The organism is Bacillus sp. EB106-02-03-XG38 (assembly GCF_058792175.1).
In genome coordinates, this window is sequence record NZ_JBYTED010000003.1 from 379,538 (window position 1) to 405,442 (window position 25,905).

Annotated in this window: 24 protein-coding genes and 1 other annotated feature; of the genes, 22 read left to right on the forward strand and 2 right to left on the reverse strand. The window is 37.6% G+C overall.

The annotated features are described in order from the left end of the window. The first annotated feature begins 55 nt into the window (after positions 1 to 55). Positions 56 to 2,386: an endopeptidase La gene (lon, locus tag AC3WTI_RS16460; RefSeq protein WP_087957079.1), complete on the forward strand. Its 2,331-nt coding sequence runs from the start codon at positions 56 to 58 to the stop codon at positions 2,384 to 2,386. Next, positions 2,383 to 2,979, forward strand: a complete 597-nt coding sequence (gene ysxC / locus AC3WTI_RS16465) for a ribosome biogenesis GTP-binding protein YsxC (RefSeq protein WP_048531469.1) — start codon at positions 2,383 to 2,385, stop codon at positions 2,977 to 2,979. The genes lon and ysxC overlap by 4 nt, the downstream gene beginning before the upstream one ends. A gap of 34 nt (positions 2,980 to 3,013) precedes the next feature. Here ysxC and AC3WTI_RS16470 read toward each other — a convergent pair whose 3' ends face one another. Together AC3WTI_RS16470 and AC3WTI_RS16475 are read right to left on the reverse strand one after the other, a co-directional pair. Continuing rightward, on the reverse strand, positions 3,014 to 3,430 hold the full coding sequence (locus AC3WTI_RS16470) for an organic hydroperoxide resistance protein (protein ID WP_087957078.1): 417 nt from the start codon (positions 3,428 to 3,430) through the stop codon (positions 3,014 to 3,016). Positions 3,431 to 3,432: 2 nt separating this feature from the next. Further along, a complete protein-coding gene (locus tag AC3WTI_RS16475; protein ID WP_087957077.1) occupies positions 3,433 to 3,885 on the reverse strand; it encodes a MarR family winged helix-turn-helix transcriptional regulator in 453 nt (150 codons plus the stop codon). 416 nt (positions 3,886 to 4,301) lie between these two features. On the opposite strand from AC3WTI_RS16475, the gene hemA reads away from it, so the two are divergent. The 20 genes from hemA (at position 4,302) to spoIVFB (ending at position 25,883) form a co-directional block, all read left to right on the forward strand. Continuing rightward, complete coding sequence (gene hemA, locus AC3WTI_RS16480) at positions 4,302 to 5,636, forward strand: glutamyl-tRNA reductase (protein ID WP_087957076.1); 1,335 nt, start codon at positions 4,302 to 4,304, stop codon at positions 5,634 to 5,636. Between the two features lie 17 nt (positions 5,637 to 5,653). Then, positions 5,654 to 6,487, forward strand: coding sequence for a cytochrome c biogenesis protein (locus tag AC3WTI_RS16485; RefSeq protein WP_087957075.1), 834 nt, complete (start codon positions 5,654 to 5,656; stop codon positions 6,485 to 6,487). A 15-nt stretch (positions 6,488 to 6,502) separates the two neighbouring features. After that, positions 6,503 to 7,432: a hydroxymethylbilane synthase gene (gene hemC / locus AC3WTI_RS16490; protein WP_087957074.1), complete on the forward strand. Its 930-nt coding sequence runs from the start codon at positions 6,503 to 6,505 to the stop codon at positions 7,430 to 7,432. A gap of 2 nt (positions 7,433 to 7,434) precedes the next feature. Then, a complete protein-coding gene (gene hemD / locus AC3WTI_RS16495; protein ID WP_097840801.1) occupies positions 7,435 to 8,187 on the forward strand; it encodes a uroporphyrinogen-III synthase in 753 nt (250 codons plus the stop codon). Positions 8,188 to 8,256: 69 nt separating this feature from the next. Then, positions 8,257 to 9,246 (forward strand): porphobilinogen synthase, encoded by a 990-nt coding sequence (hemB, locus tag AC3WTI_RS16500; protein WP_071757203.1) that lies wholly within the window; start codon positions 8,257 to 8,259, stop codon positions 9,244 to 9,246. Beyond that, positions 9,246 to 10,535, forward strand: coding sequence for a glutamate-1-semialdehyde 2,1-aminomutase (hemL, locus tag AC3WTI_RS16505; RefSeq protein WP_097840800.1), 1,290 nt, complete (start codon positions 9,246 to 9,248; stop codon positions 10,533 to 10,535). Before hemB ends, hemL begins: the two co-directional genes overlap by 1 nt. Before the next feature lie 109 nt (positions 10,536 to 10,644). Next, on the forward strand, positions 10,645 to 11,622 hold the full coding sequence (spoVID, locus tag AC3WTI_RS16510) for a stage VI sporulation protein D (protein ID WP_087957071.1): 978 nt from the start codon (positions 10,645 to 10,647) through the stop codon (positions 11,620 to 11,622). Positions 11,623 to 11,688: 66 nt separating this feature from the next. Beyond that, a complete protein-coding gene (gene ysxE, locus AC3WTI_RS16515; RefSeq protein ID WP_087957070.1) occupies positions 11,689 to 12,714 on the forward strand; it encodes a spore coat protein YsxE in 1,026 nt (341 codons plus the stop codon). 170 nt (positions 12,715 to 12,884) lie between these two features. Further along, positions 12,885 to 13,116, forward strand: a binding site (T-box leader). A 38-nt stretch (positions 13,117 to 13,154) separates the two neighbouring features. Further along, positions 13,155 to 15,800 (forward strand): valine--tRNA ligase, encoded by a 2,646-nt coding sequence (locus AC3WTI_RS16520; protein WP_087957069.1) that lies wholly within the window; start codon positions 13,155 to 13,157, stop codon positions 15,798 to 15,800. A gap of 97 nt (positions 15,801 to 15,897) precedes the next feature. After that, entirely contained in the window at positions 15,898 to 17,199 is a 1,302-nt protein-coding gene (locus AC3WTI_RS16525; protein ID WP_087957068.1) for a bifunctional folylpolyglutamate synthase/dihydrofolate synthase, read from the forward strand. 165 nt (positions 17,200 to 17,364) lie between these two features. After that, entirely contained in the window at positions 17,365 to 18,324 is a 960-nt protein-coding gene (locus tag AC3WTI_RS16530) for a stage II sporulation protein B (protein ID WP_087957067.1), read from the forward strand. Positions 18,325 to 18,697: 373 nt separating this feature from the next. Then, the gene (locus tag AC3WTI_RS16535; protein ID WP_087957066.1) at positions 18,698 to 19,273 is read left to right on the forward strand and encodes a Maf family protein; all 576 of its coding nucleotides are present in this window, start codon (positions 18,698 to 18,700) and stop codon (positions 19,271 to 19,273) included. Between the two features lie 47 nt (positions 19,274 to 19,320). After that, positions 19,321 to 19,998, forward strand: a complete 678-nt coding sequence (radC, locus tag AC3WTI_RS16540; RefSeq protein WP_087957065.1) for a DNA repair protein RadC — start codon at positions 19,321 to 19,323, stop codon at positions 19,996 to 19,998. Positions 19,999 to 20,155: 157 nt separating this feature from the next. Beyond that, positions 20,156 to 21,175, forward strand: coding sequence for a cell shape-determining protein MreB (gene mreB / locus AC3WTI_RS16545; RefSeq protein WP_000466737.1), 1,020 nt, complete (start codon positions 20,156 to 20,158; stop codon positions 21,173 to 21,175). A gap of 41 nt (positions 21,176 to 21,216) precedes the next feature. Next, positions 21,217 to 22,068: a rod shape-determining protein MreC gene (gene mreC / locus AC3WTI_RS16550; RefSeq protein WP_097840799.1), complete on the forward strand. Its 852-nt coding sequence runs from the start codon at positions 21,217 to 21,219 to the stop codon at positions 22,066 to 22,068. A gap of 14 nt (positions 22,069 to 22,082) precedes the next feature. Then, entirely contained in the window at positions 22,083 to 22,628 is a 546-nt protein-coding gene (gene mreD, locus AC3WTI_RS16555) for a rod shape-determining protein MreD (RefSeq protein WP_087957062.1), read from the forward strand. Positions 22,629 to 22,663: 35 nt separating this feature from the next. Beyond that, complete coding sequence (gene minC / locus AC3WTI_RS16560; protein ID WP_087957061.1) at positions 22,664 to 23,350, forward strand: septum site-determining protein MinC; 687 nt, start codon at positions 22,664 to 22,666, stop codon at positions 23,348 to 23,350. Between the two features lie 2 nt (positions 23,351 to 23,352). Further along, positions 23,353 to 24,150 (forward strand): septum site-determining protein MinD, encoded by a 798-nt coding sequence (minD, locus tag AC3WTI_RS16565; protein ID WP_087957060.1) that lies wholly within the window; start codon positions 23,353 to 23,355, stop codon positions 24,148 to 24,150. 133 nt (positions 24,151 to 24,283) lie between these two features. After that, entirely contained in the window at positions 24,284 to 25,030 is a 747-nt protein-coding gene (gene spoIVFA, locus AC3WTI_RS16570) for a stage IV sporulation protein SpoIVFA (protein ID WP_097840798.1), read from the forward strand. Continuing rightward, entirely contained in the window at positions 25,023 to 25,883 is an 861-nt protein-coding gene (gene spoIVFB / locus AC3WTI_RS16575) for a stage IV sporulation intramembrane metalloprotease SpoIVFB (protein ID WP_087957058.1), read from the forward strand. Before spoIVFA ends, spoIVFB begins: the two co-directional genes overlap by 8 nt. Positions 25,884 to 25,905: the final 22 nt, after the last annotated feature.

Sequence of the window (25,905 nt, forward strand, 5' to 3'; positions counted from 1 at the left end):
GATGTATTGTAATATAAAATAGTTGAACAGGAGTTTATTTTATTATGGAGGTGCTATGTCTAGTATGAATACGAATGAAAGAATCGTACCCCTCCTACCATTAAGAGGCGTTCTCGTATATCCAACGATGGTTCTGCATCTTGATGTAGGACGTGATAAATCGATACAAGCACTAGAGCAGGCGGCAATGGATGAAAATATCATCTTTTTAGCAATGCAAAAAGAAATGAATATCGATGATCCGAAAGAAGATGACATATATAGTGTAGGTACAGTGGCGAAAGTGAAGCAAATGTTAAAATTGCCGAACGGTACGCTTCGTGTCCTTGTAGAAGGTTTACATAGAGCAGAAGTAGTAGAGTTTATCGAAGAAGAAAATGTAGTGCAAGTTTCTATTAAAACGGTAACGGAAGAAGTGGAAGCTGATTTAGAAGAGAAAGCCCTTATGCGTACATTACTAGAGCATTTCGAACAATATATTAAAGTTTCGAAAAAAGTTTCAAATGAAACATTTGCAACGGTAGCTGATGTAGAAGAGCCAGGAAGATTAGCTGATTTAATTGCTTCTCACTTGCCAATTAAAACGAAGCAGAAACAAGAGATTTTAGAGATTATATCTGTGAAAGAACGATTACATACACTTATTTCAATTATTCAAGATGAACAAGAATTACTTAGTTTAGAAAAGAAAATTGGACAAAAAGTGAAACGTTCAATGGAGCGCACGCAAAAAGAATATTTCTTACGTGAGCAAATGAAGGCGATTCAAACTGAACTTGGCGATAAAGAAGGTAAGGGCGGGGAAGTTGAAGAGCTTCGTGAGAAAATTGAACAGTCGGGAATGCCTGAAGAAACAATGAAGGCGGCACTGAAAGAATTAGATCGTTATGAAAAGTTACCAGCAAGTTCTGCGGAGAGCGGTGTCATTCGCAATTATATCGATTGGTTATTAGCACTTCCGTGGACAGAAGCAACAGAAGATATGATTGATCTTGCTCATTCGGAAGAGATTTTAAACAAAGATCATTACGGTCTTGAGAAAGTGAAAGAGCGCGTACTTGAATATTTAGCAGTACAGAAGTTAACGAATTCATTAAAAGGACCTATCCTTTGCTTAGTAGGACCTCCTGGAGTCGGAAAAACTTCGTTAGCGCGTTCCATTGCAACATCATTAAATCGTAATTTTGTCCGTGTATCCCTTGGTGGTGTACGTGATGAATCTGAAATTCGTGGTCACCGCCGTACGTACGTTGGAGCAATGCCAGGACGCATTATTCAAGGTATGAAAAAGGCGAAATCAGTTAATCCCGTCTTCTTATTAGATGAGATTGATAAAATGTCTAACGATTTCCGTGGAGATCCATCAGCAGCATTACTTGAAGTGTTAGACCCGGAACAAAACCATAACTTCAGTGATCATTACATTGAAGAACCGTATGATTTATCGAAAGTTATGTTTGTAGCAACTGCAAATACACTTTCAAGTATTCCAGGCCCATTACTTGACCGTATGGAAATTATTTCGATTGCTGGCTATACAGAACTTGAAAAAGTTCACATTGCTCGTGAACATTTATTACCGAAACAATTAAAAGAGCATGGCTTACGAAAAGGTAATTTACAAGTACGTGATGAAGCGCTTCTTGAAATTATTCGTTATTATACACGTGAGGCTGGTGTTCGTACACTAGAGCGCCAAATTGCAAAAGTTTGTCGTAAAGCAGCAAAAATAATCGTTACAGCAGAACGCAAGCGTATTGTAGTAACAGAGAAAAATGTTGTTGATTTACTTGGTAAGCACATATTCCGTTACGGGCAAGCTGAGAAAACAGACCAAGTTGGAATGGCAACAGGGTTAGCGTATACAGCAGCAGGCGGCGATACACTTGCGATTGAAGTGTCTGTAGCGCCAGGTAAAGGGAAATTAATTTTAACAGGGAAACTTGGGGATGTTATGAAAGAATCCGCACAAGCGGCGTTTAGCTATATTCGTTCTCGTGCAGAAGAGCTTCAGATTGATCCGAATTTCCATGAGAAAAATGATATTCATATTCATGTTCCAGAAGGAGCAGTTCCAAAAGATGGACCGTCAGCAGGTATTACGATGGCAACGGCACTTATTTCTGCATTAACAGGTATTCCTGTAAGTAAAGAAGTAGGGATGACAGGTGAAATTACACTTCGTGGTCGCGTATTACCAATTGGTGGTTTAAAAGAAAAAACATTAAGTGCTCACCGCGCAGGCTTAACAAAAATTATTTTGCCAGCAGAAAACGAGAAAGATTTAGATGATATTCCAGAAAGCGTAAAAGAAAACCTTACGTTTGTGCTTGCATCTCATTTAGATGAAGTATTGGAGCACGCATTAGTAGGAGTGAAACAATGAAAGTAACAAAAGCAGATATTGTAATTAGTGCTGTTAAACCAGAACAATATCCAGACAGTGATTTACCAGAAATTGCATTAGCAGGTCGTTCAAATGTCGGGAAGTCTTCTTTTATTAATAAAATTTTAAATCGTAAAAAGTTAGTTCGTATTTCTTCTAAACCAGGGAAAACGCAAACGTTGAACTTTTTCTTAATCAATGAGATGATGCATTTTGTTGACGTTCCAGGTTATGGATATGCGAAAGTATCTAAATCAGAACGCGCAGCATGGGGCAAGATGATTGAAACTTACTTTACAACGCGTGAGCAATTAGACGCAGCTGTATTAGTAGTTGATTTACGTCACAAACCAACAAGCGATGACGTGATGATGTATGATTTCTTAAAGCATTATGAAATCCCAACAATTATTATTGCGACGAAAGCCGATAAAATTCCGAAAGGGAAATGGCAAAAGCATTTAAAAGTTGTAAAAGAAACGCTTGCTGTTGAAATTGGAGATGAAATTGTTCTATTCTCTTCTGAAACAGGACTTGGAAAAGAAGAAGCGTGGAAGGCAATTCATAAAATGACAAAAACAAAAAACGCGTGACGAATGTCGCGCGTTTTTTTATTTACTACATTTTTTATTTTACGTTTAATGTAACCTCAATATTTCCTCTCGTTGCTTTCGAATACGGACATACACCGTGAGCTGCTTCTACAAGTTCTTGTGCTTCGGCATGAGAGACACCGGCAACATGTACATCAAGTACAGCAGATAGGCCAAAACCACCATCAGTATCTTTTCCGATAGAAACGTGAGCAGTTACTTCTGTACTTTCTACTTTCATACGTTTTGTACGAATAACAAGTTGTAATGCGCTATCAAAACATGCGGCATAACCAGCAGCAAATAGTTGTTCTGGATTTGTTGCCTCTCCGCCTGCACCACCTAGTGCTTTCGGCATTTTTACATCAAGATTTAATATGCCATCATCTGAAACGACTTTCCCGTTTCTTCCACCTGTAGCAGTTACTGAAGCAGTATATAATTTATCCATGTTTATTCCCCTTTTCTATCATTAATTGTTTTCATTGTTTCAATTAGTTTATTTAATTGAATTAATAAAGAGAGATATTCTTGTTCTGTAATTCCTAAATTTGTAGCCATCGTTGTCGGTAATGAACAAGCCTTTTCTTTTAAATCTTTACCTTGTTCTGTTAATTCAATACAAACTTTACGCTCGTCTTCTTTGGAACGAACACGTTTTACAAGGTTTAATGATTCCATTCGTTTTAACATAGGTGTTAACGTACCGGAATCTAAAAATAGACGCTCACCAATTTCTTTTACTGTTAGTCCATCTTGCTCCCATAGTACGAGTAAAGTAATGTACTGCGGATACGTAATACCCATCTCTTCTAAATATGGTCGATAAAAGCGGGTGACTTCTTTAGAACAGGCGTAAATAGAAAAACAAAGTTGGTTATCTAGATGTAAAGAATCCTTTGTCATACATAACTCCTTTCTAATTAAGTTGTGCACAACTTAATTTTGTAAAATCAATATAACGAAAAAGAAATACAATGTCAAATACATTGTATTGAGAAAGTTTGCGCTACAATTTGGAACAATCATACATATTTTCCTTCATGATGAAAGAAGATAGGAAAGATGATGTTATAATTCATATGGAATAGTTTCCATCACTTGATTATGAGGGCTTTTTTTGGTAACGTACAAATAGAGTTATTAATTTATAATCATTATAAAGTAGGGAGTTTTTATTAGTTTTACTGAATCTCCTTTATTACATACGGAGAATAAATAAAAAAATAATCGGTTGTTCACACGATTGTCAGATTCATAAGAGGAAAGTTGTATTATGATAGTAGATAAAGTGATAAAACGGGTGAAGGGGGACATGCTGCGTGCATATTCTTGTTGTTAGTGTAAATTATCGAACAGCCCCTGTAGAATTTCGTGAGAAACTCACATTTCAGGCAGCAGAGCTAGAGCAAGCAATGACTACATTACAAAATCAAAAGAGCGTGTTAGAGAATGTCATTGTATCAACTTGTAATCGCACTGAGATTTATGCTGTTGTGGATCAATTACACACGGGACGGTATTATATTAAGAAGTTTTTAGCTGATTGGTTTCAGCTTGAAATAGAAGAAGTCGCACCATATTTAACTATTTTTGAACAAGATGGTGCAATAGATCATTTATTCCGCGTAACGTGCGGCTTAGATTCTATGGTAGTCGGAGAAACGCAGATTTTAGGTCAAATAAAAGATAGCTTTTTAGAAGCGCAACAAGTAAAAGCGACAGGCACAATTTTTAATGAATTGTTTAAGCAGGTGGTTACGTTAGCGAAACGTGCGCACTCAGAAACGACAATTGGTGAAAGTGCGATGTCGGTTAGTTATGCTGCTGTTGAGCTTGGGAAGAAAATATTCGGTGAGTTAACAGATTGTCACGTACTTATTCTTGGTGCTGGTAAAATGGGTGAACTGGCACTGCAAAACTTATATGGAAGCGGTGCTCGTAAAGTAACAGTTATGAACAGGACGCTTTCAAAAGCGGAAGTAATGGCTGAGAAATATATGGGACATGCAAAACCTTTAAGTGAATTACAATGTGCATTATTAGAAGCGGATATTTTAATTAGTTCAACTGGTGCATCGGAGTATGTCATTACGAAAGAGATGATGACAAAGGTAGAGAGAATGCGCTCTGGTCGTCCGTTATTTATGGTTGATATTGCGGTACCGCGTGATATTGATCCAGCGATTGATGAATTAGAAGGTTCTTTCTTATATGATATTGATGATTTGCAAGGAGTAGTGGAAGCGAACCGTGCAGAACGTTTGAAAGAAGCAGAGAAAATTCAATTTATGATTGAAGAGGAAATTGTTTTATTTAAAACGTGGTTAAGTACACTTGGTGTCGTTCCATTAATATCAGCTCTTCGTGATAAGGCGCTTGCTATTCAAAGTGAAACGATGGAAAGTCTGGAACGAAAAATACCGAATCTTAGTGATCGTGAGAGAAAAGTAATCAGTAAGCATACGAAAAGTATTATTAATCAATTATTAAAAGACCCAATTTTAGTAGCGAAAGAAATAGCTGCTGAAGAGGGAGCGGACGAAAAATTAGCGTTATTTGCAAAGATTTTCGATTTAGAAATGGAAGACGTAGAGAGTCGTGCGGAAGAAGTAGAACATAAAAGAGCGTGGACACCATCCGTTCCATCTTTATAATTTGGAAGGATGATCGGATGAGTTTTTTAAATAACAGTATTATTTATCATATTGCAATTATTTTATATGCTTGTAGCATTAGTTTATATTTTATAGATTATTTCCAAAGTAACCGAAAGGCGAATCGATTTGCTTTTTGGTTACTTTCGATTGTATGGGTTCTGCAATCTATTTTCATGTTACTTCGGGCTACAGATTCAGAAACGAATCCTATATTAACTTTATTATCAGGGATTTATTTTTATGTTTGGCTGTTGATTACGATGTCTTTAGTCATTAATCGATTTATGAGGATTGACTTTTTAGTCTTTTTTACAAATGTTGTTGCGTTTGGCGTAAGCGCTTTTTCTATTTTTACACCGCTCGGAAAGATGTCACCAGTACTTGCAGAGCAATTAGTTTCGGAGCTTGTATACGTACATGTCGGTATGGCTATTATTTCTTATGCAACGTTCACTGTATCGTTCATTTTTTCTATTATGTATTTATTGCAATATCGCCTATTAAAAAAGAAAAAATGGAATGCGAGATTAAGAAGGTTAGGAAATTTATCGAAGCTAGAATCGATGTCTTACGGATTAAATTTATTTTCTGTTCCATTTTTCTTACTAGCTATTTTATTAGGATGCATATGGGGATATACAAAATTGGACAATTTTCATTGGTATGATACGAAAGTAATCGGGTCTTTTGTCGTTCTATTTGTATATTGTGCGGGTCTTTATCTACGAGCGGCAGATGTGTTGCAAGGGAAGAAAATCGTACAGTGGAATATCGGAGCATTTCTCGTAATGCTAATTAATATTTTTCTATTAAGCAGTTTATCCAACTTCCACTTTTGGTATTTATAATGAGGAGAGAAAATTATGCGCAAAATTATTGTAGGGTCACGAAAGAGTAAATTAGCATTAACGCAAACAAACTGGTTTATTGATCAGTTAAAAGCGCTAGGTTTACCATATGAATTTGAAGTGAAAGAAATCGTCACAAAAGGTGATGTTATTTTAGATGTTACTCTTTCAAAAGTAGGCGGAAAAGGCTTATTTGTGAAAGAGATTGAACATGCGTTACTTACGAAAGAAATTGATATGGCTGTACATAGTATGAAAGATATGCCAGCTGTACTTCCAGAAGGATTAATGATTGGTTGTACACCAAAGCGTGTTGACCCTCGTGATGCTTTTATCTCAAAAAGCGGAGCCTCGTTTAAAGAGTTAGCAGAAGGTGCCATTTTAGGTACGAGTAGTTTAAGACGTAGTGCACAATTGTTAGCTGCGAGACCAGATTTACAAGTGAAGTGGATTCGCGGAAATATCGATACGCGTTTACGTAAATTAAAAGAAGAAGATTACGATGCTATTATTTTAGCGACAGCTGGATTACAAAGAATGGGCTGGGATAATGAAGTTATTACAGAACATTTAGATGAGACGTTATGTGTACCTGCTGTAGGTCAAGGTGCATTAGCGATTGAGTGTCGTGAAGATGATAAGGATTTACTACAGTTGTTAGCGCATATGAATGATGCAGTAACAGAAAAAACAGTGGCGGCAGAACGAGTATTTCTTCACAAACTTGAAGGTGGCTGCCAAGTTCCAATCGCTGGATATGCAACTCTTACAGAAAACGATGCAATCGAATTAACAGCTCTTGTCGGTTCTATGGACGGTTCTGTTTTATTGAAAGAGACAGTAGTAGGAACTGATCCAGAACAAGTAGGATTAGAGGCTGCGGACCGTTTAATTAAACAAGGCGCAAAAGAACTCATTCTGGCTGCAAATAAGGGGCAACAATAAATATGAACGCTCTCGCTGGCAAAACGGTATTGATTACACGTGCCCAGCATCAAGCGAAGCAAATGAGTGTAGCGGTGAAAGAAAAGAGCGGAATTCCATTGGAAATTCCGCTTTTGCGTATGGAAGGTATGTCTCATAGGCAAATTCAACATATAGCAGGGCAGCTGCATTCATATGACTGGGTTATTTTTACGAGTAAAAATGGGGTAGCTTTTTTTCTAGATTGTTTGAGAAAGAAGCTACCTGTAACGACTAAAATTGCTGCAGTAGGCGTGAAAACAAAGTTAGAATTAGAAAAGCGAGGCTATGAAGTGGACTTTGTTCCAACTTCATTTGTTGCAGAAGTATTTGCAGAAGAGTTTGTAAAAAAATTAAGTGGAAATGAATGCATTTTATTTCCGAAAGGGAATTTAGCAAGAGATGTAATTCCGGTTGCACTTCGCGAAATCGGTGTTTCTCTAGATGAGCTCGTCGTATATGGTACGAAAGAAAATGTAGAGAAAAAGCAAGAGCTTATAGAAGCATTAGAATTAGGGAAAGTAGACGTTATTACATTTACAAGTCCTTCAACTGTTACTAGTTTTGTTCGTTTACTTGAGGGTGCAAACTGGAGAGAATGGACAAAAAAATGTACAATTGCTTGTATAGGGCCTATTACGGAAAAAGAGGCGAGCCTTTATTTTCCGCATATTATTATGCCGAAAGAGTACACTGTAGAAGCATTACTACAATGCATTTGCGAATCTATAAAGTGAAATTTTAATTAGTGGGGTCTTACTGCCCGCAAATAGTGGGATAAAATAAAAGAATGGGGATAGAAATCTATGAACTCTTTACAATTTAATCGTCATCGTCGCTTAAGACAAAGTGGTAATATGCGTGCGCTTGTGCGTGAAACGTTTTTACATACGGAAGATTTTATTTACCCTATTTTTGTATTAGAAGGAGAAAATGTTCGTAATGAAGTGCCTTCTATGCCAGGCGTATATCAAATGTCTTTAGATTTATTGCAAGCTGAAATGCAAGAAGTTGTTGATTTGGGTATTCGTTCTGTTATTGTATTCGGTTTACCTGCTGAAAAAGATGAAGTTGGATCATCAGCATATTGTGATCATGGAATTGTGCAACGTGCAATTAAGCAAATTAAAGGCGAATTCCCTGATTTAGTAGTAGTTGCAGATACATGTTTATGTCAATTCACAAGCCATGGTCATTGCGGTGTAATTGAAGATGGTATTATTTTAAATGACGAGTCTCTTGCAGTTCTGGCAAAAACAGCTGTAAGCCAAGCGCAAGCAGGAGCAGATATTATTGCGCCATCAAACATGATGGATGGATTCGTAACAGCAATTCGCCATGCATTAGATGAAAATGGTTTTGGACATGTACCAGTTATGTCGTACGCTGTGAAATATTCATCAGCATTTTACGGGCCATTCCGTGATGCAGCGCACGGTGCACCGCAATTTGGTGATCGTAAAACATATCAAATGGACCCAGCGAACCGTATGGAAGCATTCCGTGAAGCAGAATCAGATGTAATGGAAGGGGCAGATTTCTTAATTGTAAAGCCAGCTCTTTCTTACTTAGATATCGTTCGTGATGTGAAAAATAACTTTAATTTACCAGTCGTTGCTTATAACGTAAGTGGTGAGTATTCGATGATTAAAGCGGCAGCGCAAAATGGTTGGATTAATGAAAAAGAAGTTGTACTTGAAAAATTAATTAGTATGAAACGTGCAGGAGCAGATTTAATTATTACGTATCATGCAAAAGATGCAGCAAGATGGTTACAAGAAGGAGGCGCTAAATAATGAAAAAGTTTGATAAGTCGATTGCGGCGTTTGAAGAGGCGCAAGATTTAATGCCTGGTGGTGTAAATAGTCCGGTTCGTGCCTTTAAGTCTGTCGGTATGAATCCGTTGTTTATGGAGCGCGGAAAAGGCTCTAAAGTATATGATATCGATGGAAATGAATACATCGATTACGTATTATCATGGGGTCCTTTAATTCATGGTCATGCAAACGACCGCGTTGTAGAAGCTTTAAAAGCTGTTGCTGAAAGAGGTACAAGCTTCGGTGCCCCAACGGAAATTGAAAATAAATTAGCGAAACTTGTTATTGAGCGCGTACCATCAATTGAAATTGTACGTATGGTTAACTCTGGAACAGAAGCGACAATGAGTGCGCTACGTTTAGCTCGTGGTTATACAGGCCGTAATAAAATTTTGAAATTTATCGGTTGTTACCACGGTCATGGTGACTCGTTATTAATTAAAGCGGGTTCTGGTGTGGCGACGCTAGGTTTACCAGATAGCCCTGGTGTACCAGAAGGTGTAGCGAAAAATACGATTACAGTAGCGTATAACGATTTAGAAAGTGTAAAATACGCTTTTGAGCAATTCGGTGATGATATTGCTTGTGTCATTGTAGAACCAGTAGCAGGGAATATGGGTGTTGTTCCTCCGCAGCCAGGATTTTTAGAAGGGCTTCGTGAAGTAACAGAGCAAAATGGTGCATTGCTTATTTTTGATGAAGTAATGACAGGATTCCGAGTTTCTTATAATTGCGGACAAGGTTATTACGGTGTAACACCTGATTTAACTTGTTTAGGTAAAGTAATCGGTGGTGGATTACCGGTAGGAGCATACGGCGGTAAAGCAGAAATCATGCGCCAAGTTGCACCGAGCGGACCGATTTACCAAGCAGGTACTTTATCAGGTAACCCACTTGCAATGGCAGCTGGTTATGAAACGTTAGTACAGTTAACGCCAGAATCATATGTAGAATTCGAGCGTAAAGCTGAAATGTTAGAAGCTGGCTTGCGTAAAGCGGCTGAAAAACATGGCATTCCGCATCATATTAACCGTGCGGGTTCTATGATTGGTATCTTCTTTACAGATGAAGAAGTTATTAATTACGATGCAGCAAAATCTTCAAACTTAGAATTCTTTGCAGCTTACTATCGTGAAATGGTAGAACAAGGTGTATTCTTACCACCATCTCAATTTGAAGGCTTATTCTTATCGACAGCACATAGTGATGCGGATATTGAGGCGACAATTGCAGCGGCTGAGATTGCTATGTCAAAATTAAAAGCTTAATTGAATAAAGAAAATCGCTCTCCATAAGGGGGGCGATTTTTTTTATTCATAAAGTCAGCTTTCCGCACATAAATCTGTAATGACATATAGTTTGGGAGGGGGAAAAGAAGTGGCAACAGATCATTCATTACGTTTTTCATTAAAAGAATCTGTTTGGTTCCAAAAAGGACAGGAAGTCGAAGAACTTTTGTCAATTTCGTTAGATCCAGACGTTGAGATAGAAGAGCTTGATCATGAAGTTATCGTGAGAGGGCAATTAGATTTAACGGGAGAGTATGTTGCAAGGCAAGATGATTCGGCTTATTCATTAAGAGATCTATCACCAGCGAAGTCAATTGATTATGTAGAAACAAGAGAAGATGGGGTTAATGAACTTGTTCATTCCTTTCCGCTTGAAATATCAATTCCGAGAAACCGTGTGAAAGTAATTGAAGAACTATATGTATCTATCGAGGAATTTGATTATGAATTAAAGGAAAATGGTTGCTTACAATTATTAGCGGATATATCTATTACAGGTTTATGTGATGAAGAAAGAATTGAGGATGAGGAGGAAGAAACGGCGTATGCTGAGTTAGAGGAAGATGCAGCGCAAGAGTATGAAACTAGACCGACGCCGCAAGTTGAAGAGCCAGCTTATAAGGAATCAGATGAGTGGGAAGATTACGCATTTGAACCGTTCCAACTAGAAGAAAGAAAAGAGCAGGAAGTAGAGGAAGAGGAAATAGAGGAACATGAATTTGTAGAGCGTGAAGAAGAGCAAGAAACAACGCCGCAATTTGAATTGTTCGGACGAAAAGATTTCAAGAAAGAGAAAGCGAAAAAACAAGAAGAGCAAGAAGAAGAAACGTATTCACAGCGAGATGAAAATGCGCTGTATTTAACGAAATTATTTACGAAGGAACCGGAAGAGGAATTTACAAAATTAAGAATGTATTTCGTGCAAGAAGGAGATACGATCGAATCTGTTGCAGATCGTTATGAAACGTCTGTACAAAATTTATACCGTGTTAATCAAACAGAAGATATATATTTAACCGCAGGACAAATTATTTATATTCCTGTTTCAAGAGCAAAAGCGAAATAAGTGGGTGAGTGCTTTCACCCACTTGTTTTTCTATAGGCTATGTTTTGAATAGAAAGGGTTATTCGTATGGATATGGAATTACGAAATCGCTATGAACCCATTGTAAGTCAATATAGATTGGATACGCAGCATATGGAAGAGCACGGAAGCGTAACGAAAATTTATACGAATCAAGGTCCATATGCACTCAAGAGAATAGAAGGCAGGAAGTTAGAGCGGAATAATTTTTTGCACCATATTCAATATTTGAAGGAGAAAGGTTTTTCAAATTATGTACCGATATACCATGCGACGGATGGCAATTATATTTTAAGTGACGGTACGTATAATTATTATTTAATGCCGTGGTTAGAACGTGCGGAAGGGAACGGCGAGGATAATGATCAATACCATAAAATGTTTCAAACTCTCGGGACGTTGCATCAAAAAACGGTGAAAGAAGAAACGTATACAGAAGAAGATTTAGAAAAGCATTATACGAATATATCTGATCGCTGGGAGAATGATGGTGAAATGTTAGAAGAGTTCCTCGTAGAATCTGAAGCAAAGTGGTATATGTCTCCGTTTGAATTACAATATTGTACGTACTATCATCATGTGATGAGGGCGCGTGAGTTTGCAACGAAGCAATTAAATGAGTGGAACGATGCGATGAAAGAAAAAGAAAAAACACGCATTACTTTTGTGCATGGTAACGTATCACTTAATCACTTTTTATTTGATTATGAACGGAACGGCTATTTTATTAGTTTAGAAAAATCGAAGTTTGCGACACCTGTGCAAGATATAGTAGGTTTTTATTCTCGGTCTTTAAACACGTATCCAATTGCGCGAAGCGATCGGTTTGAATGGTATCAAATGTACCAAAAAAATTTCCCTTTTACGAAAGAAGAGCAACTACTTATGTTTGCGTATATGACGTATCCATCGCAGTTTATTCGGCAAATCCAGTCTTATAAGAAAAGAAGAGAGAGTCGTAATGAGGAAAATGAACTTATCGGAGTAAAGAGTTTGCAACAAGCGCATTGGCTAGTTAGTAATATAGAATATTTCCTATCGCAATTACAAGCTGCCCAGCAAGGGAACGGATAAAGTGAAACTTTAATTAGTACGGGTATGACTGCCTGCAAATAGCGGGATCAAAAGATAAGTAGAGGATGCTACTTATCTTTTTTGTTTGCCCGAAAATTCATAGACTTAAATTTATCTTGACGAATAAGGTTTCGTTTTTTACACTATTGTATATAATAATTAACAATCATATAAATGCCTTGAAGGGGAAGAGTATAACAAGAAACGTCTTCAGAGAGGAGAATCATTAGCTGGGAGATTCTCTAGATAGTTATGTTAGAAGGTAGCCCTGGAGCATCTTTTCTGAACGGAATAGTTCTCATTAGGAAAAGACGGATTTGTCCGTTATCAAATTAAGAGTATAAGCAAATTCTGAATTTGTTTGTAAATAAAGGTGGTACCGCGATGTCCCTCGTCCTTTTTTGGATGAGGGGCATTTTTTATTTTAAGGAGGGAAAATAATGTCAAACACGGAAAAGAATTTACCAACTAAATATGATCATATGTCCGTTGAAGAAGGCCTTTATCAGTGGTGGCTAGAAGGCAAATATTTTGAAGCAACAGGAGACGAGAAGAAACAACCTTATACAATTGTAATTCCACCTCCGAACGTAACTGGTAAGTTACACTTAGGTCACGCTTGGGATACAACTCTTCAAGATATTTTAACTCGTACGAAGCGTATGCAAGGTTACGATGTATTATGGCTTCCAGGAATGGACCATGCAGGTATCGCAACACAAGCGAAAGTAGAAGGGAAACTTCGTGAAGAAGGTATTTCACGTTACGATCTTGGCCGTGAGAAATTCCTTGAAAAAGCTTGGGAGTGGAAAGAAGAATACGCTTCTCACATTCGTCAACAATGGGGGAAAGTTGGTTTAGGACTAGACTATTCTCGCGAACGTTTCACATTAGACGAAGGTTTATCTGATGCGGTTAATAAAGTATTCGTTCAATTATACGAAAAAGGCTTAATTTACCGTGGTGAATATATTATCAACTGGGACCCAGCAACACGCACAGCCCTTTCTGATATTGAAGTAATTCATAAAGAAGTTCAAGGTGCATTCTACCACATGAACTATCCATTAACAGATGGTTCTGGTCATATTCGTCTTGCAACAACTCGTCCAGAAACGATGCTTGGTGATACAGCAGTAGCGGTTCATCCAGAAGACGATCGTTACAAGCATTTAATCGGAAAGACAGTTACACTTCCAATCGTAGGCCGTGAGATTCCGATTATTGCTGATGAGTATGTAGAAAAAGATTTCGGAACAGGCGTTGTAAAAATTACACCAGCTCATGACCCGAATGACTTTGAAGTAGGTAACCGTCATGACTTACCACGTATCTTAGTAATGAACGAAGATGGATCGATGAACGAAAAAGCTGGTAAGTATAACGGCATGGATCGTTTCGAATGCCGTAAAGCGTTAGTGAAAGATTTACAAGAAGCGGGCGTATTAGTAGAAATCGAGCCTCATATGCACTCAGTAGGTCATAGTGAGCGTAGTGGTGCAGTTGTTGAGCCTTACTTATCAACACAATGGTTCGTAAAAATGGCTCCTCTTGCTGAGAAGGCAGTAGCGCTTCAACAAAAAGAAGAAGAGAAAGTAACGTTCGTACCAGAGCGTTTCGAAAACACATATTTACGTTGGATGGAAAACATTCACGACTGGTGTATTTCTCGTCAATTATGGTGGGGACACCGCATTCCAGCTTGGTATCATAAAGAAACTGGTGAAGTATACGTAGGTACAGAAGCGCCAGCAGATATTGAAAACTGGAATCAAGATAACGACGTACTTGATACATGGTTCAGTTCAGCGTTATGGCCATTCTCAACACTTGGTTGGCCAAATGAAGATGCAGCAGACTTCAAACGTTACTATTCAACTGATGCACTAGTAACGGGTTATGACATCATCTTCTTCTGGGTATCTCGTATGATTTTCCAAGGTTTAGAGTTTACAGGCGAGCGTCCATTTAAAGATGTATTAATTCACGGTTTAGTTCGTGATGAGCAAGGACGTAAAATGAGTAAATCTCTTGGTAACGGTATTGATCCAATGGAAGTTATCGAGAAGTACGGTGCAGATGCAATGCGTTTCTTCTTATCAACGGGAAGTGCACCAGGTCAAGACTTACGTTTCAGCATGGAAAAAGTAGAATCTACTTGGAACTTCATTAATAAAATTTGGAATGCATCACGTTTCGTATTAATGAACATGGATGATATGAAGTATGAAGAAATCGATTTAACTGGTGAAAAATCAGTTGCAGATAAGTGGATTTTAACTCGTTTAAATGAAACAATCGAAAGCGTAACACGTAACATGGATAAATATGAGTTCGGTGAAGCTGGTCGTTCATTATACAACTTCATTTGGGACGATTTCTGTGACTGGTACATTGAAATGGCGAAACTTCCACTATACGGTGAAGATGAAGCAGCTAAGAAAACAACTCGTTCTATTTTAGCTTACGTATTAGACCAAACAATGCGTCTATTACACCCATTCATGCCATTCGTAACAGAGAAGATTTGGCAACATTTACCGCATGAAGGCGAGTCTATTACAGTAGCAGCATGGCCAACAGTTCGCGAAGATTTACAAGATACAGAAGCAGCGGCAGAAATGCACCTTCTAGTTGATATCATTCGCTCTGTTCGTAACATCCGTGCAGAAGTTAATACGCCAATGAGCAAAAAAGTTCAAATGCAAATTAAAGCAAAAGACGAGGCTGTACTTGCTCAACTTACGAAAAACAGCTCTTACATTGAGCGTTTCTGTAACCCAAGCGAATTAACAATCCAAACGGATTTACAAGCGCCAGAAAAAGCGATGACTGCAATCGTAACAGGTGCAGAGTTATTCTTACCGTTAGCTGATCTTATCAATCTTGATGAAGAGAGAGCGCGTCTTGAGAAAGAACTTGAGAAGTTCGACAAAGAAGTAGAACGTGTACAGAAGAAACTTTCAAACCAAGGTTTCGTAGCGAAAGCTCCTGCAGCAGTTATTGAAGGAGAGCGTGCGAAAGAGCAAGATTACCTAGAAAAACGCGAAGCAGTTCGCCAACGTCTAGTAGATCTTGAGAAATAAAAAATGTTTTTTAGAGACTCACTGTATTGGTGAGTCTCTTTTCTTTGCGTATAATAGAATAATGATGAAGGTTGTCTTTTGAAAGGGGAAAGCATACGTGATACATACATACGAAGAAGCAATAGGATGGGTTCATAGCCGATTGAAGTTTGGTATTAAACCAGGGTTAGAAAGAATGAGATGGATGCTAGAAGAGCTAGGAAATCCAGAGCGTCACATAAAATGTGTTCATCTTGCTGGTACAAATGGAAAAGGTTCAACGTTAACATATATGCGTTACATGTTAGAAGACGCAAAGTATAAGGTAGGGACATTTACCTCTCCTTATATTGAAACATTTAACGAACGTATTAGTGTGAACGGCACACCAATTGCAGATGAAGAGATTACTGAACTTGTAAAGATGGTAAAGCCAATTGTTGAAAAACTAGATGAGACGGATTTAGGGGAAGCGACTGAGTTTGAAATTATTACTGTTATGGCAATTTGTTATTTCGGTAAGATTAATTTCTGTGATGTTGTTTTATTTGAAACAGGGCTTGGAGGGCGCTTTGATTCTACGAATGTGATTCACCCTGTTCTCACGATTATTACAAATATCGGCCACGATCATATGCATATTTTAGGGAATACACTAGGAGAAATTGCATATGAAAAGGCGGGAATTATTAAGTCTGGTGTTCCGGTTATTACTGGTGTACGAGATGAGGAAGCGTTGCAAGTCATTCAAAAGGTTGCAAAGGAAAATCATGCAAACTTATACGAGATGGGTAACCATTTTACAGCGTTACATAAACAGTCTAGCGAAGATGGAGAACAGTTCGATTTCACTTGTCCTTTCGCCTCTTTTGAAGATGTGCGAATCTCAATGAAAGGCAGTCATCAAGTAGGAAACGCAGCACTTGCACTTATGGCAGTCATGTATGTAAAAACATATTTATCATTTTTAATTGAGGAAGAAGAAATAAGAACGGGATTACAGGAAGCGTATTGGATTGGGCGCTTTGAAAAACTGCAAAGTAATCCAGATATTATTATAGATGGTGCTCATAACCCAGAAGGTATTGAAAGTCTTGTGAAAACAGTAGAATCACATTACAAAGATAAAAATGTAATAGTTTTATTTACTGCCCTTGGTGATAAACAGTTGCATAATATGGTAGGTCAATTAGAAACAATTGCCGATGAAATTATTTTTACAACATTCGCCTTTGATCGCGCTATTTCAGCAGACGAGCTTGCATCGTATGCAAAGAAAGAATCAAAATTAGTTTTTGAAAATTGGAAAGAGGCAATTGATACGAAGATTGAAATGATTGGGGAAAATGATGTTTTTATCATAACAGGTTCTCTTTATTTCATTTCGGAAGTTCGAAAATATATTCGCGAGAAAAACTAGATAGTCTTTGCTATCTAGTTTTTTTGTTCTACAAATGAAGTCAAATGCATACATATAAGATAAATATATAGGGTTATTTGGCGAATTCCTCTGACAAATATCTCGTTTTTTTGTGAAATGAATATGGTATGATGCGGACAACGATAAGAGGTGAGGTGTGAGTGTATGGACAAGCAATCACGAACGATCTCAGTGAAAGTGAATGGAACAGAAGCGAAGTATGAGGAGAAGAAAGATGAATTTGAATGGATGGTAGTAGAAAGTGAAAGACCGAAAAACGTTGTTCCGTTTCAAAAAGCGAAATTAGTGTCTACAGAAAAAACACGGAAGAAGTGGAGCAATACGTTAATTGCAATCGTTGCAACGGCAATTATTATTGGTACGGCGTTTGGGATGGGCATGCTACAGTTACTGAAAGGACAAGGGGCGACAGGGGGAAGTGAAGTAACGGCTTCGAAGCAGACGCGAAATGAAGAATCAAAGGTGGGTGGAACAGCAGAACAAACACCAGCACAAAAAGAGGAAAAACCAAAAGCGCAGACAGGAACGTCATTAAATCCAATGAAATTATTTTTTGTTCAAGGAGGAATTTATTCTTCTGAAGAAAAAGGACAGGCTGCTCTTGAAGAGTGGAAAGGTAATGGAGGCGTGGCAGCTTTAAAACCGAGCGGTGATAAGTATGCATTAGTTGTTGGTATTGCTAGCGATGAACAAGGCGTAAACCAATTAATGACACAGTATAAAAATGATAATGTCTCCGTATTGAAAAAGGACTGGGATATAGCAGATAAAGCGTTACTTAAAGATGATAAAGAAGTTGGATCGTTTTTAACAAAAGTACAGCCATTATATACTCATTTAGCAAAATATACTTCTAGCGTACAAGGTAGTGGAAAAAGTAATGCGAAAGATATAGGTGTGATTGAAAAAGAGTGGAAAGCGATTGAAAAAGAAGGGAAAAGTATGAAGCAAGAAGAAGCGAAGAAATTGTATATGTATACGTCAGTAGCTGTGCAAACAGTGAAGGACGGAAAAGGTGATAAGGAATCTTTGGCGAAATTAAATCAAGTTATTATTGATGGTATGCTTTCGTATGAAAAAATTGTTTCACAAAAGGCGAAATAATAGGATAATGAAATATGAGGGAAGAAGTGTAGGTACTTCTTTCTTTTCTTTTGAATTTATCCCGCTTTAATGGGCAGTAAGACCCCCACCTCAAAATGCAGCGAAAGCAAAGAAGTTAGGTGGGGGTCGGGCTGCCCATAAAAGTCCGATTGGTGAGGGCTAATAATCAGTGGGGGATGAAGAAAACCCCCACTGATTAAAGTTTCACTTTATAGCAAAGTGCTTTCTCTATGGCAGAAATATAATCGTATGTTAGTAAAGAAGTATTATTTTATATAGAGAAAATAATATTTCTTTCATTTGTGGACAAACTATTCCTTTGATACGATTGATGTAAACGATTCTGCTTCATGTGAGAAAGGAAGGAGAAAATATGAGAAAAATTATTTTAGCTTCAGGATCACCACGCAGGAAGGAACTACTTGAGTTAGCTGGTGTACCATTTGAAATCATTGTAAGTGAAGTAGAAGAAACGATTGGTGCGTATTCATCGCCTTCTGATATTGTTATGTCACTTGCCTTGCAAAAAGCATCTGCGGTAGCAGAAACGAATAGTGATCAAATTGTGTTAGGTGCAGATACAATTGTTACATATGAGTCGCGTATTCTTGGAAAGCCTTCTAATGAGGCTGAGGCGAAAGAAATGTTGCAATTATTATCAGGGAAAACACATGAAGTGTATACAGGTGTTGCAATTATAGCGAAAGACAAAACAGTCACTTTTTACGAGCGTACAGAAGTTACGTTTTGGGAATTAACAGAAGAGGAAATTGACGCATACGTTGCATCAAAAGAGCCTCTTGATAAAGCAGGAAGTTATGGAATTCAAGGTAAAGGGTCTATTTTTGTTCAACATATTCAAGGGGACTACTATAGTGTAGTAGGGTTACCAATTGCACGTCTTGTTCGGGAATTAAAACAATTTGATATTGATGTAACCCATGCGTAAAATTGCATGGGATTTTCTTTGAGAGAACAAATAAAAGGGGTGGAGAAATGAACGGTATTCGTGATGTTGTCAAAGAAGAACAGCCACGGGAGCGTTTATTGTTAGAAGGAGCTGGAAGTTTATCAAATCGGGAGCTTCTTGCAGTGTTACTCAGAACAGGTTCTAAAGAAGAAACAGTTTTAAAGTTATCAGATAAAATTTTACATCATTTTGACGGTTTACGTATGTTGAAAGATGCAACGTTAGAAGAGCTTGTCAGTATACATGGTGTTGGGGTTGCGAAGGCAACCCAGCTTATAGCTGCGTTTGAACTCGGTAGAAGAATGGTGCGTTTAGAATATCAAAATAGATATAGCATTCGAAGCCCAGAAGATTGCGCGAGATATATGATGGAAGAAATGCGCTTTCTGCAGCAGGAGCATTTTGTATGTTTATATTTGAACACAAAAAATCAAGTTATACATAGGCAAACCATTTTCATTGGAAGCTTAAACACATCAATTGTACATCCAAGGGAAGTGTTTAAGGAAGCGTTCCGCCGTGCAGCAGCCTCTATCATATGTCTTCATAACCATCCCTCAGGAGACCCCACGCCGAGCCGAGAAGATATTGAAGTAACAAAACGCTTAGTAGAATGCGGCCGGATTATCGGAATTGAAGTACTTGACCATATTATAATAGGCGACCATAAATTCGTGAGTTTAAAGGAAAAAGGTCATATTTAAGACTATGCTTTTTACTTATTTTGTTTTATAATGTGATTTATGAGTTTTTTGTAGAAATTTATCTACAAAAAGGATAAAGATATAAAAAACGTACTGTTTTTATAATATAAAGTAAGAAAAAATGAGTCCGTGAAAACAAGAAAGGAAGATAAATAATATGTTTGGATTTGGTGGATTTACTCGCGATCTTGGAATAGATTTAGGAACTGCGAACACGCTTGTATATGTAAAAGGAAAAGGTGTAGTTTTACGTGAACCTTCAGTAGTAGCGTTACAAACTGATACGAAACAAATCGTTGCTGTAGGTAGCGATGCAAAACAAATGATTGGTCGTACACCAGGAAACGTTGTGGCACTTCGCCCGATGAAAGACGGTGTAATTGCTGATTACGAAACGACAGCAACAATGATGAAATATTACATTCAACAAGCTCAAAAATCAAATGGATTTTTCTCACGTAAACCATACGTAATGGTATGTGTACCATCTGGTATTACAGCTGTAGAAAGACGTGCAGTAATTGACGCGACTCGTCAAGCTGGTGCTCGTGACGCTTATCCAATTGAAGAACCATTTGCAGCAGCAATTGGTGCAAACTTACCTGTTTGGGAACCAACTGGTAGCATGGTTGTTGATATCGGTGGCGGTACAACAGAAGTTGCAATTATTTCTTTAGGTGGTATTGTAACAAGTCAATCAGTTCGTGTTGCTGGTGATGATATGGACGATTCAATCATTCAGTACATTAAGAAAAGCTACAACTTAATGATTGGTGAAAGAACAGCTGAAGCATTGAAATTAGAAATCGGTTCTGCAGGCGAGCCAGAAGGTATTGAGCCTATGGAAATTCGTGGTCGTGATTTAGTAAGTGGTTTACCAAAAACAGTACTAATTCAGCCAGAAGAAATTGCAGATGCATTAAAAGATACAGTAGATGCAATTGTAGAATCTGTTAAAAATACGTTAGAGAAAACTCCACCTGAATTAGCGGCAGACATCATGGACCGTGGTATCGTATTAACAGGCGGCGGAGCATTACTACGTAACTTAGATAAAGTGATTAGTGAAGAAACAAATATGCCAGTTCTTGTTGCAGAAGATCCATTAGATTGCGTAGCAATTGGAACAGGTAAAGCATTAGACAATATCGATCTTTTCAAAACTGCTGCTCGATAATATTGCAAAATAAAAATCAATGAAATTAAGAGGGTGTGAACGTGCCACAGTTTTTCTTAAACAAAAGATTAATTGTTTTGTTAGTTAGTATCATTCTTCTCGTGGCATTGATTGGAATCTCATTGAAAGAACGGAACAGTTTAACATGGCCAGAGCAGTTTGTTAAAGACACTGTCGGTGTTGTAGAACGTGTATTCCAAAAGCCAGCGAAATACGTAGCTGGATTCTTCGAAAATGTAGAAGATGTAAAGCGCACGTATGAAGAGAATAAAGAATTAAAAGCAAAATTAGATAACTATGCAAAGTTATCAGGTGACGTAAAGCAATTAGAAGATGATAAAAAGAAGTTACAAGAGTTAACTGGTAAAAAAGAGTTAAATAGCGATTATACTGAAATTCCAGCGACTGTTGTTTCTCGTAATCCAGATAAATGGTACGATTTAGTTGGAATTGATAAAGGAGCACAGCAAGGAATTAAAAAAGATATGGCTGTAGTAACTTCACAAGGTTTAGTTGGACGAGTGAAAAGTGTATCTCAGTTTACCTCATCAGTAGAATTGCTAAGCTCTATGAGCCGAACAAATCGTGTTTCTGCTATCGTACAAGGTGATGAGAAAATCTTTGGATTGATTGAAGGTTATGACAAAGAAAAGCACTTACTTCTTTTCACAAAGATTGGCTCTGATGCAGATGTAAAAACCGACCAACTAGTAGTAACATCTGGACTCGGTGATATTTTCCCGAGAGGTCTTGTAATTGGAAAAATCGTTGATGTTCAGCCAGATCCATACGGCTTAACAAAAACAGCTTATGTAAAACCGGCCGCTGACTTGAATGACGTAGAGCATATTACGGTTGCGAAACGTGCAACGCCTTCAGCGCCATTAGAATAGGAGGGGGAGAAGAGATGATGAAGATTCTAAAAAGAGCAGCTCTTCCTCTTTTGCTCCTTTTTGTTTTTCTATTTGAAAATATGTTTGCTACTATTGTTCCAACAGAGGTTTTTTGGAAAAATAGTATAGCAGCACCTCATTTCTTTATCATTGTTTTATGTTTTGTTACTGTGTACTATAGTCCGGTCCAAGGGATTTATTACGGACTTTTATTTGGTTTCTTATTTGATACCGTATACACAGAACTTGTCGGTATATATATATTTGCGTATCCGATTTTAGCTTATTTAGTTTATAGTGTGATGAAGGTACTACAATTGAATTTATTTATTGTTGCTTCTATCGTACTAGCTAGCATTGTAGCATTAGAGTATTATGTGTATGGATTTTTAACTTTGTTAGGACGTACTCATATGTCGGCGTATGTCTTTTTCACAGATCGTCTCCTGTCTACTTTATTGCTAAATGCAATTTTCTTATTGATAGTTTGTTTCCCACTGAGACGATATTTAGTGCGTCTTTCAAAAGCGATGGAAGAAAAAGAAAAAAGGATTTTCTAATTTTATGTCGAATTGAATCGGTGGGGTGAACTTTAGTGGAAGAAAAAAAGCAACAAAATGTAACAATAAAAGGGACAAAAGACGGAATCACGCTTCATTTAGATGATTGTTGTTCATTCTCTGAATTGTTGAAGGAGTTGGATGAAAAGCTTTCTACACATTACTATGATGGTGATGGGCGCTCTTTAATTGAAGTGCATGTGAAAGTGGGAAATCGTTATTTAACAGAAGTCCAACAAGAAGAGATTCGTACGTTAATTCGTAATAAAAAGAATCTTGTTGTGGATTCAATTGAAAGTGATGTTATAACGAAAGCAGAAGCAATAGCTTGGAAAGAAGAAACAGAAATTGTCCCTATTTCCAAAATTGTTCGCTCTGGACAAGTTTTACATGTAAAAGGAAATTTATTGTTAATTGGAGATGTTAATCCAGGCGGAACGGTTATCGCTGGGGGGAATATTTTTGTCGTAGGATCATTAAGAGGAATTGCGCATGCTGGGTACGATGGGGATTCGGATGCAGTAATCGCTGCATCTATTATGAACCCAATGCAACTTCGAATTAGTGATGTGGCAATGCGGGCTCCGGAAGAGAAAGAAGACGGAGCGGAGGCGGCAGAATGTGCGTATATTAATGAGAACAATCACATTGTTGTCGATCGACTGCAACTTCTCACTCATCTTAGACCTAATTTAACAAAGTTAGAAAGGGGAATTGTATAGCTGTGGGAGAGGCAATAGTAATTACATCTGGAAAAGGCGGTGTAGGTAAAACTACAACGTCTGCGAACATTGGTACAGCCCTAGCGTTATCTGGAAAGAAAGTGTGCTTAATTGACACAGATATCGGTCTTCGAAACTTAGACGTAGTAATGGGGCTGGAAAATCGTATTGTATTTGATCTTGTTGATGTCGTTGAAGGGCGTTGCCGTTTACCTCAGGCTCTTATTAAAGATAAACGTTTTGATGATCTTTATTTATTACCTGCAGCACAAACGAGTGATAAATCAGCGGTAACACCTGAACAAATGGATGAATTAATACAAGTATTACGTCAAGATTATGATTACATATTAATTGATTGTCCTGCGGGGATTGAGCAGGGATTTAAAAACGCGGTAGCTGGTGCGGATAAAGCAATCGTTGTTACGACGCCAGAAGTATCCTCAATGCGCGATGCGGATCGTATTATCGGGCTTTTAGAAAAAGAGGATATTGAACCACCGAAACTTGTTATTAACCGTGTGCGTAGTCATATGCTTCATGAACAGGATATGTTAGATGTTGATGAAATCGTACGTACATTGTCAATCGAGCTTCTTGGTGTTGTCGAAGACGATGATGAAGTGATTCGTGCTACAAATACAGGTGAACCTGTAGCGTTGCAACCGAACGGAAAAGCAGCGTTAGCTTATCGTAATATTGCAAGACGTTTGTTGGGTGAGAATGTCCCATTACAAGCATTTGAACAAGAAAAGGTATCGGTATTTACAAAGGTGAAAAACTTCTTTGGGATCCGTTAAAAGCACTTCGCATATTTGCGGAGTGCTTTCTTTTTTCTTCACACGAATATCTTCCTTCCCTAGCTCATACATATGTACAAACTGTATACAACTGTTTCTATGTAAATTAGCTTAACGAAAGAAAGGAGACAGTATGAAGAATAGACGTGTAGAAGAAATTAAAAAACGGATTGCGAAAAGGAAGGAAGAGCAAGAAAGGATGGAGGAAGAGCAGTATTTTGCTGGAGGGAATTTTGATAGTGAAACAGTATTTATTGAAGATGGAGAAAAGGAAATTCATCCTTTATTTCGGAAAGAAGTGTTTCTCTTCAAAGTTTTATTATCAGCAATATTAGTTCTTTCTGTCGCTATTTTATATAAGAATGCACCCTCTTCTTTCGACGGTGCGAAAGCAGTTACAGAAAAAGTGATGAAAGAAGAATTTCAGTTTGCTACTGTAGCGAAATGGTACGAAAAGCAGTTTGGAAAACCTCTCGTATTTTATTCGCCTAATGAGAAAAAAGAAGGAACGATTCAGCAAAAGGATTATGCAATTCCTGCTTCAGGAAAGGTAATGCAAGGGTTTCAAAAAAATGGCCAAGGTGTATTTGTCCAAACAGCTACAAATGCAACTGTTGAGTCAGTGAATGAAGGGCTTGTTGTTTTTGCAGGCAAGAAAGAGGAACTTGGTAATACAGTTCAAATTCAGCATGCAGATGGTACGGAGTCATGGTATGCGAATTTAAATGATATGTCAGTGAAATTATATGATTACGTTTCAAAGAAACAAAAAATTGGAACAGTGAATAATGACGCAAATAATAAAAATGGTAAGTTTTATTTTGCAATAAAAAAGAATGAAAAATTTATCGACCCGATTCAGGTGATTTCGTTTGATTAAATATAGAGATGTTTTAATGAAAATTTCAGTGCATCCGTTATTTTGGGTTATTATAGTCATTGGTATTTTTACGGCACGTTTTAAAGAGTTGCTGCTTTTATTTTGTATCGTTCTTATCCATGAACTTGGGCATGCTTTCGCAGCGGCACATTATAATTGGCGGATTAAAAAGATTCAACTTTTACCGTTTGGTGGTGTAGCTGAGCTTGAAGAACATGGGAATAAGTCATTGAAAGAGGAGCTTGTTGTCGTAATTGCAGGACCTATTCAACATATTTGGATGATGGCGGTAGGTTATATATTGTTTGAAACTGGTTGGCTAGGTGCGGAATTATATTATTTCTTTATGTGGAATAATATAATTATTTTAGCATTTAATTTACTTCCTATTTGGCCGCTTGATGGCGGGAAAGTATTGTTTAACGTATTATCATATCGTTTTCCCTATTTACAAGCACATGAAAAGATGATGAAATTATCATGTGTTTTTTTTAGTGTAATACTAGTGTGGCAGTTGCTTTGGAATAGTAACAATATTATGATGTGGGTACTTCTCATATTTCTAGCGATATCGTTATATCAAGAATGGAAACAAAGACGGTACGCTTTTATGCGTTTTTTGTTAGAACGATACTATGGGAACAAAAGAGGAATTGAAAAGATTGCACCCATTGAAGTGCAATCAGAAGATCATTTATACAAGATCTTCACAAAATTTCGTAGAGGGTATAAGCACTCTATTATCGTCCATGGAAAATATAAAGAACATTACACATTGGATGAAAATGAATTGCTCTATGCGTATTTTACTGAAAAGCGAACAACTTCATCTGTTGAAGAATTAATCGGTTAGTGTTGACGTTAGCACTAACCTT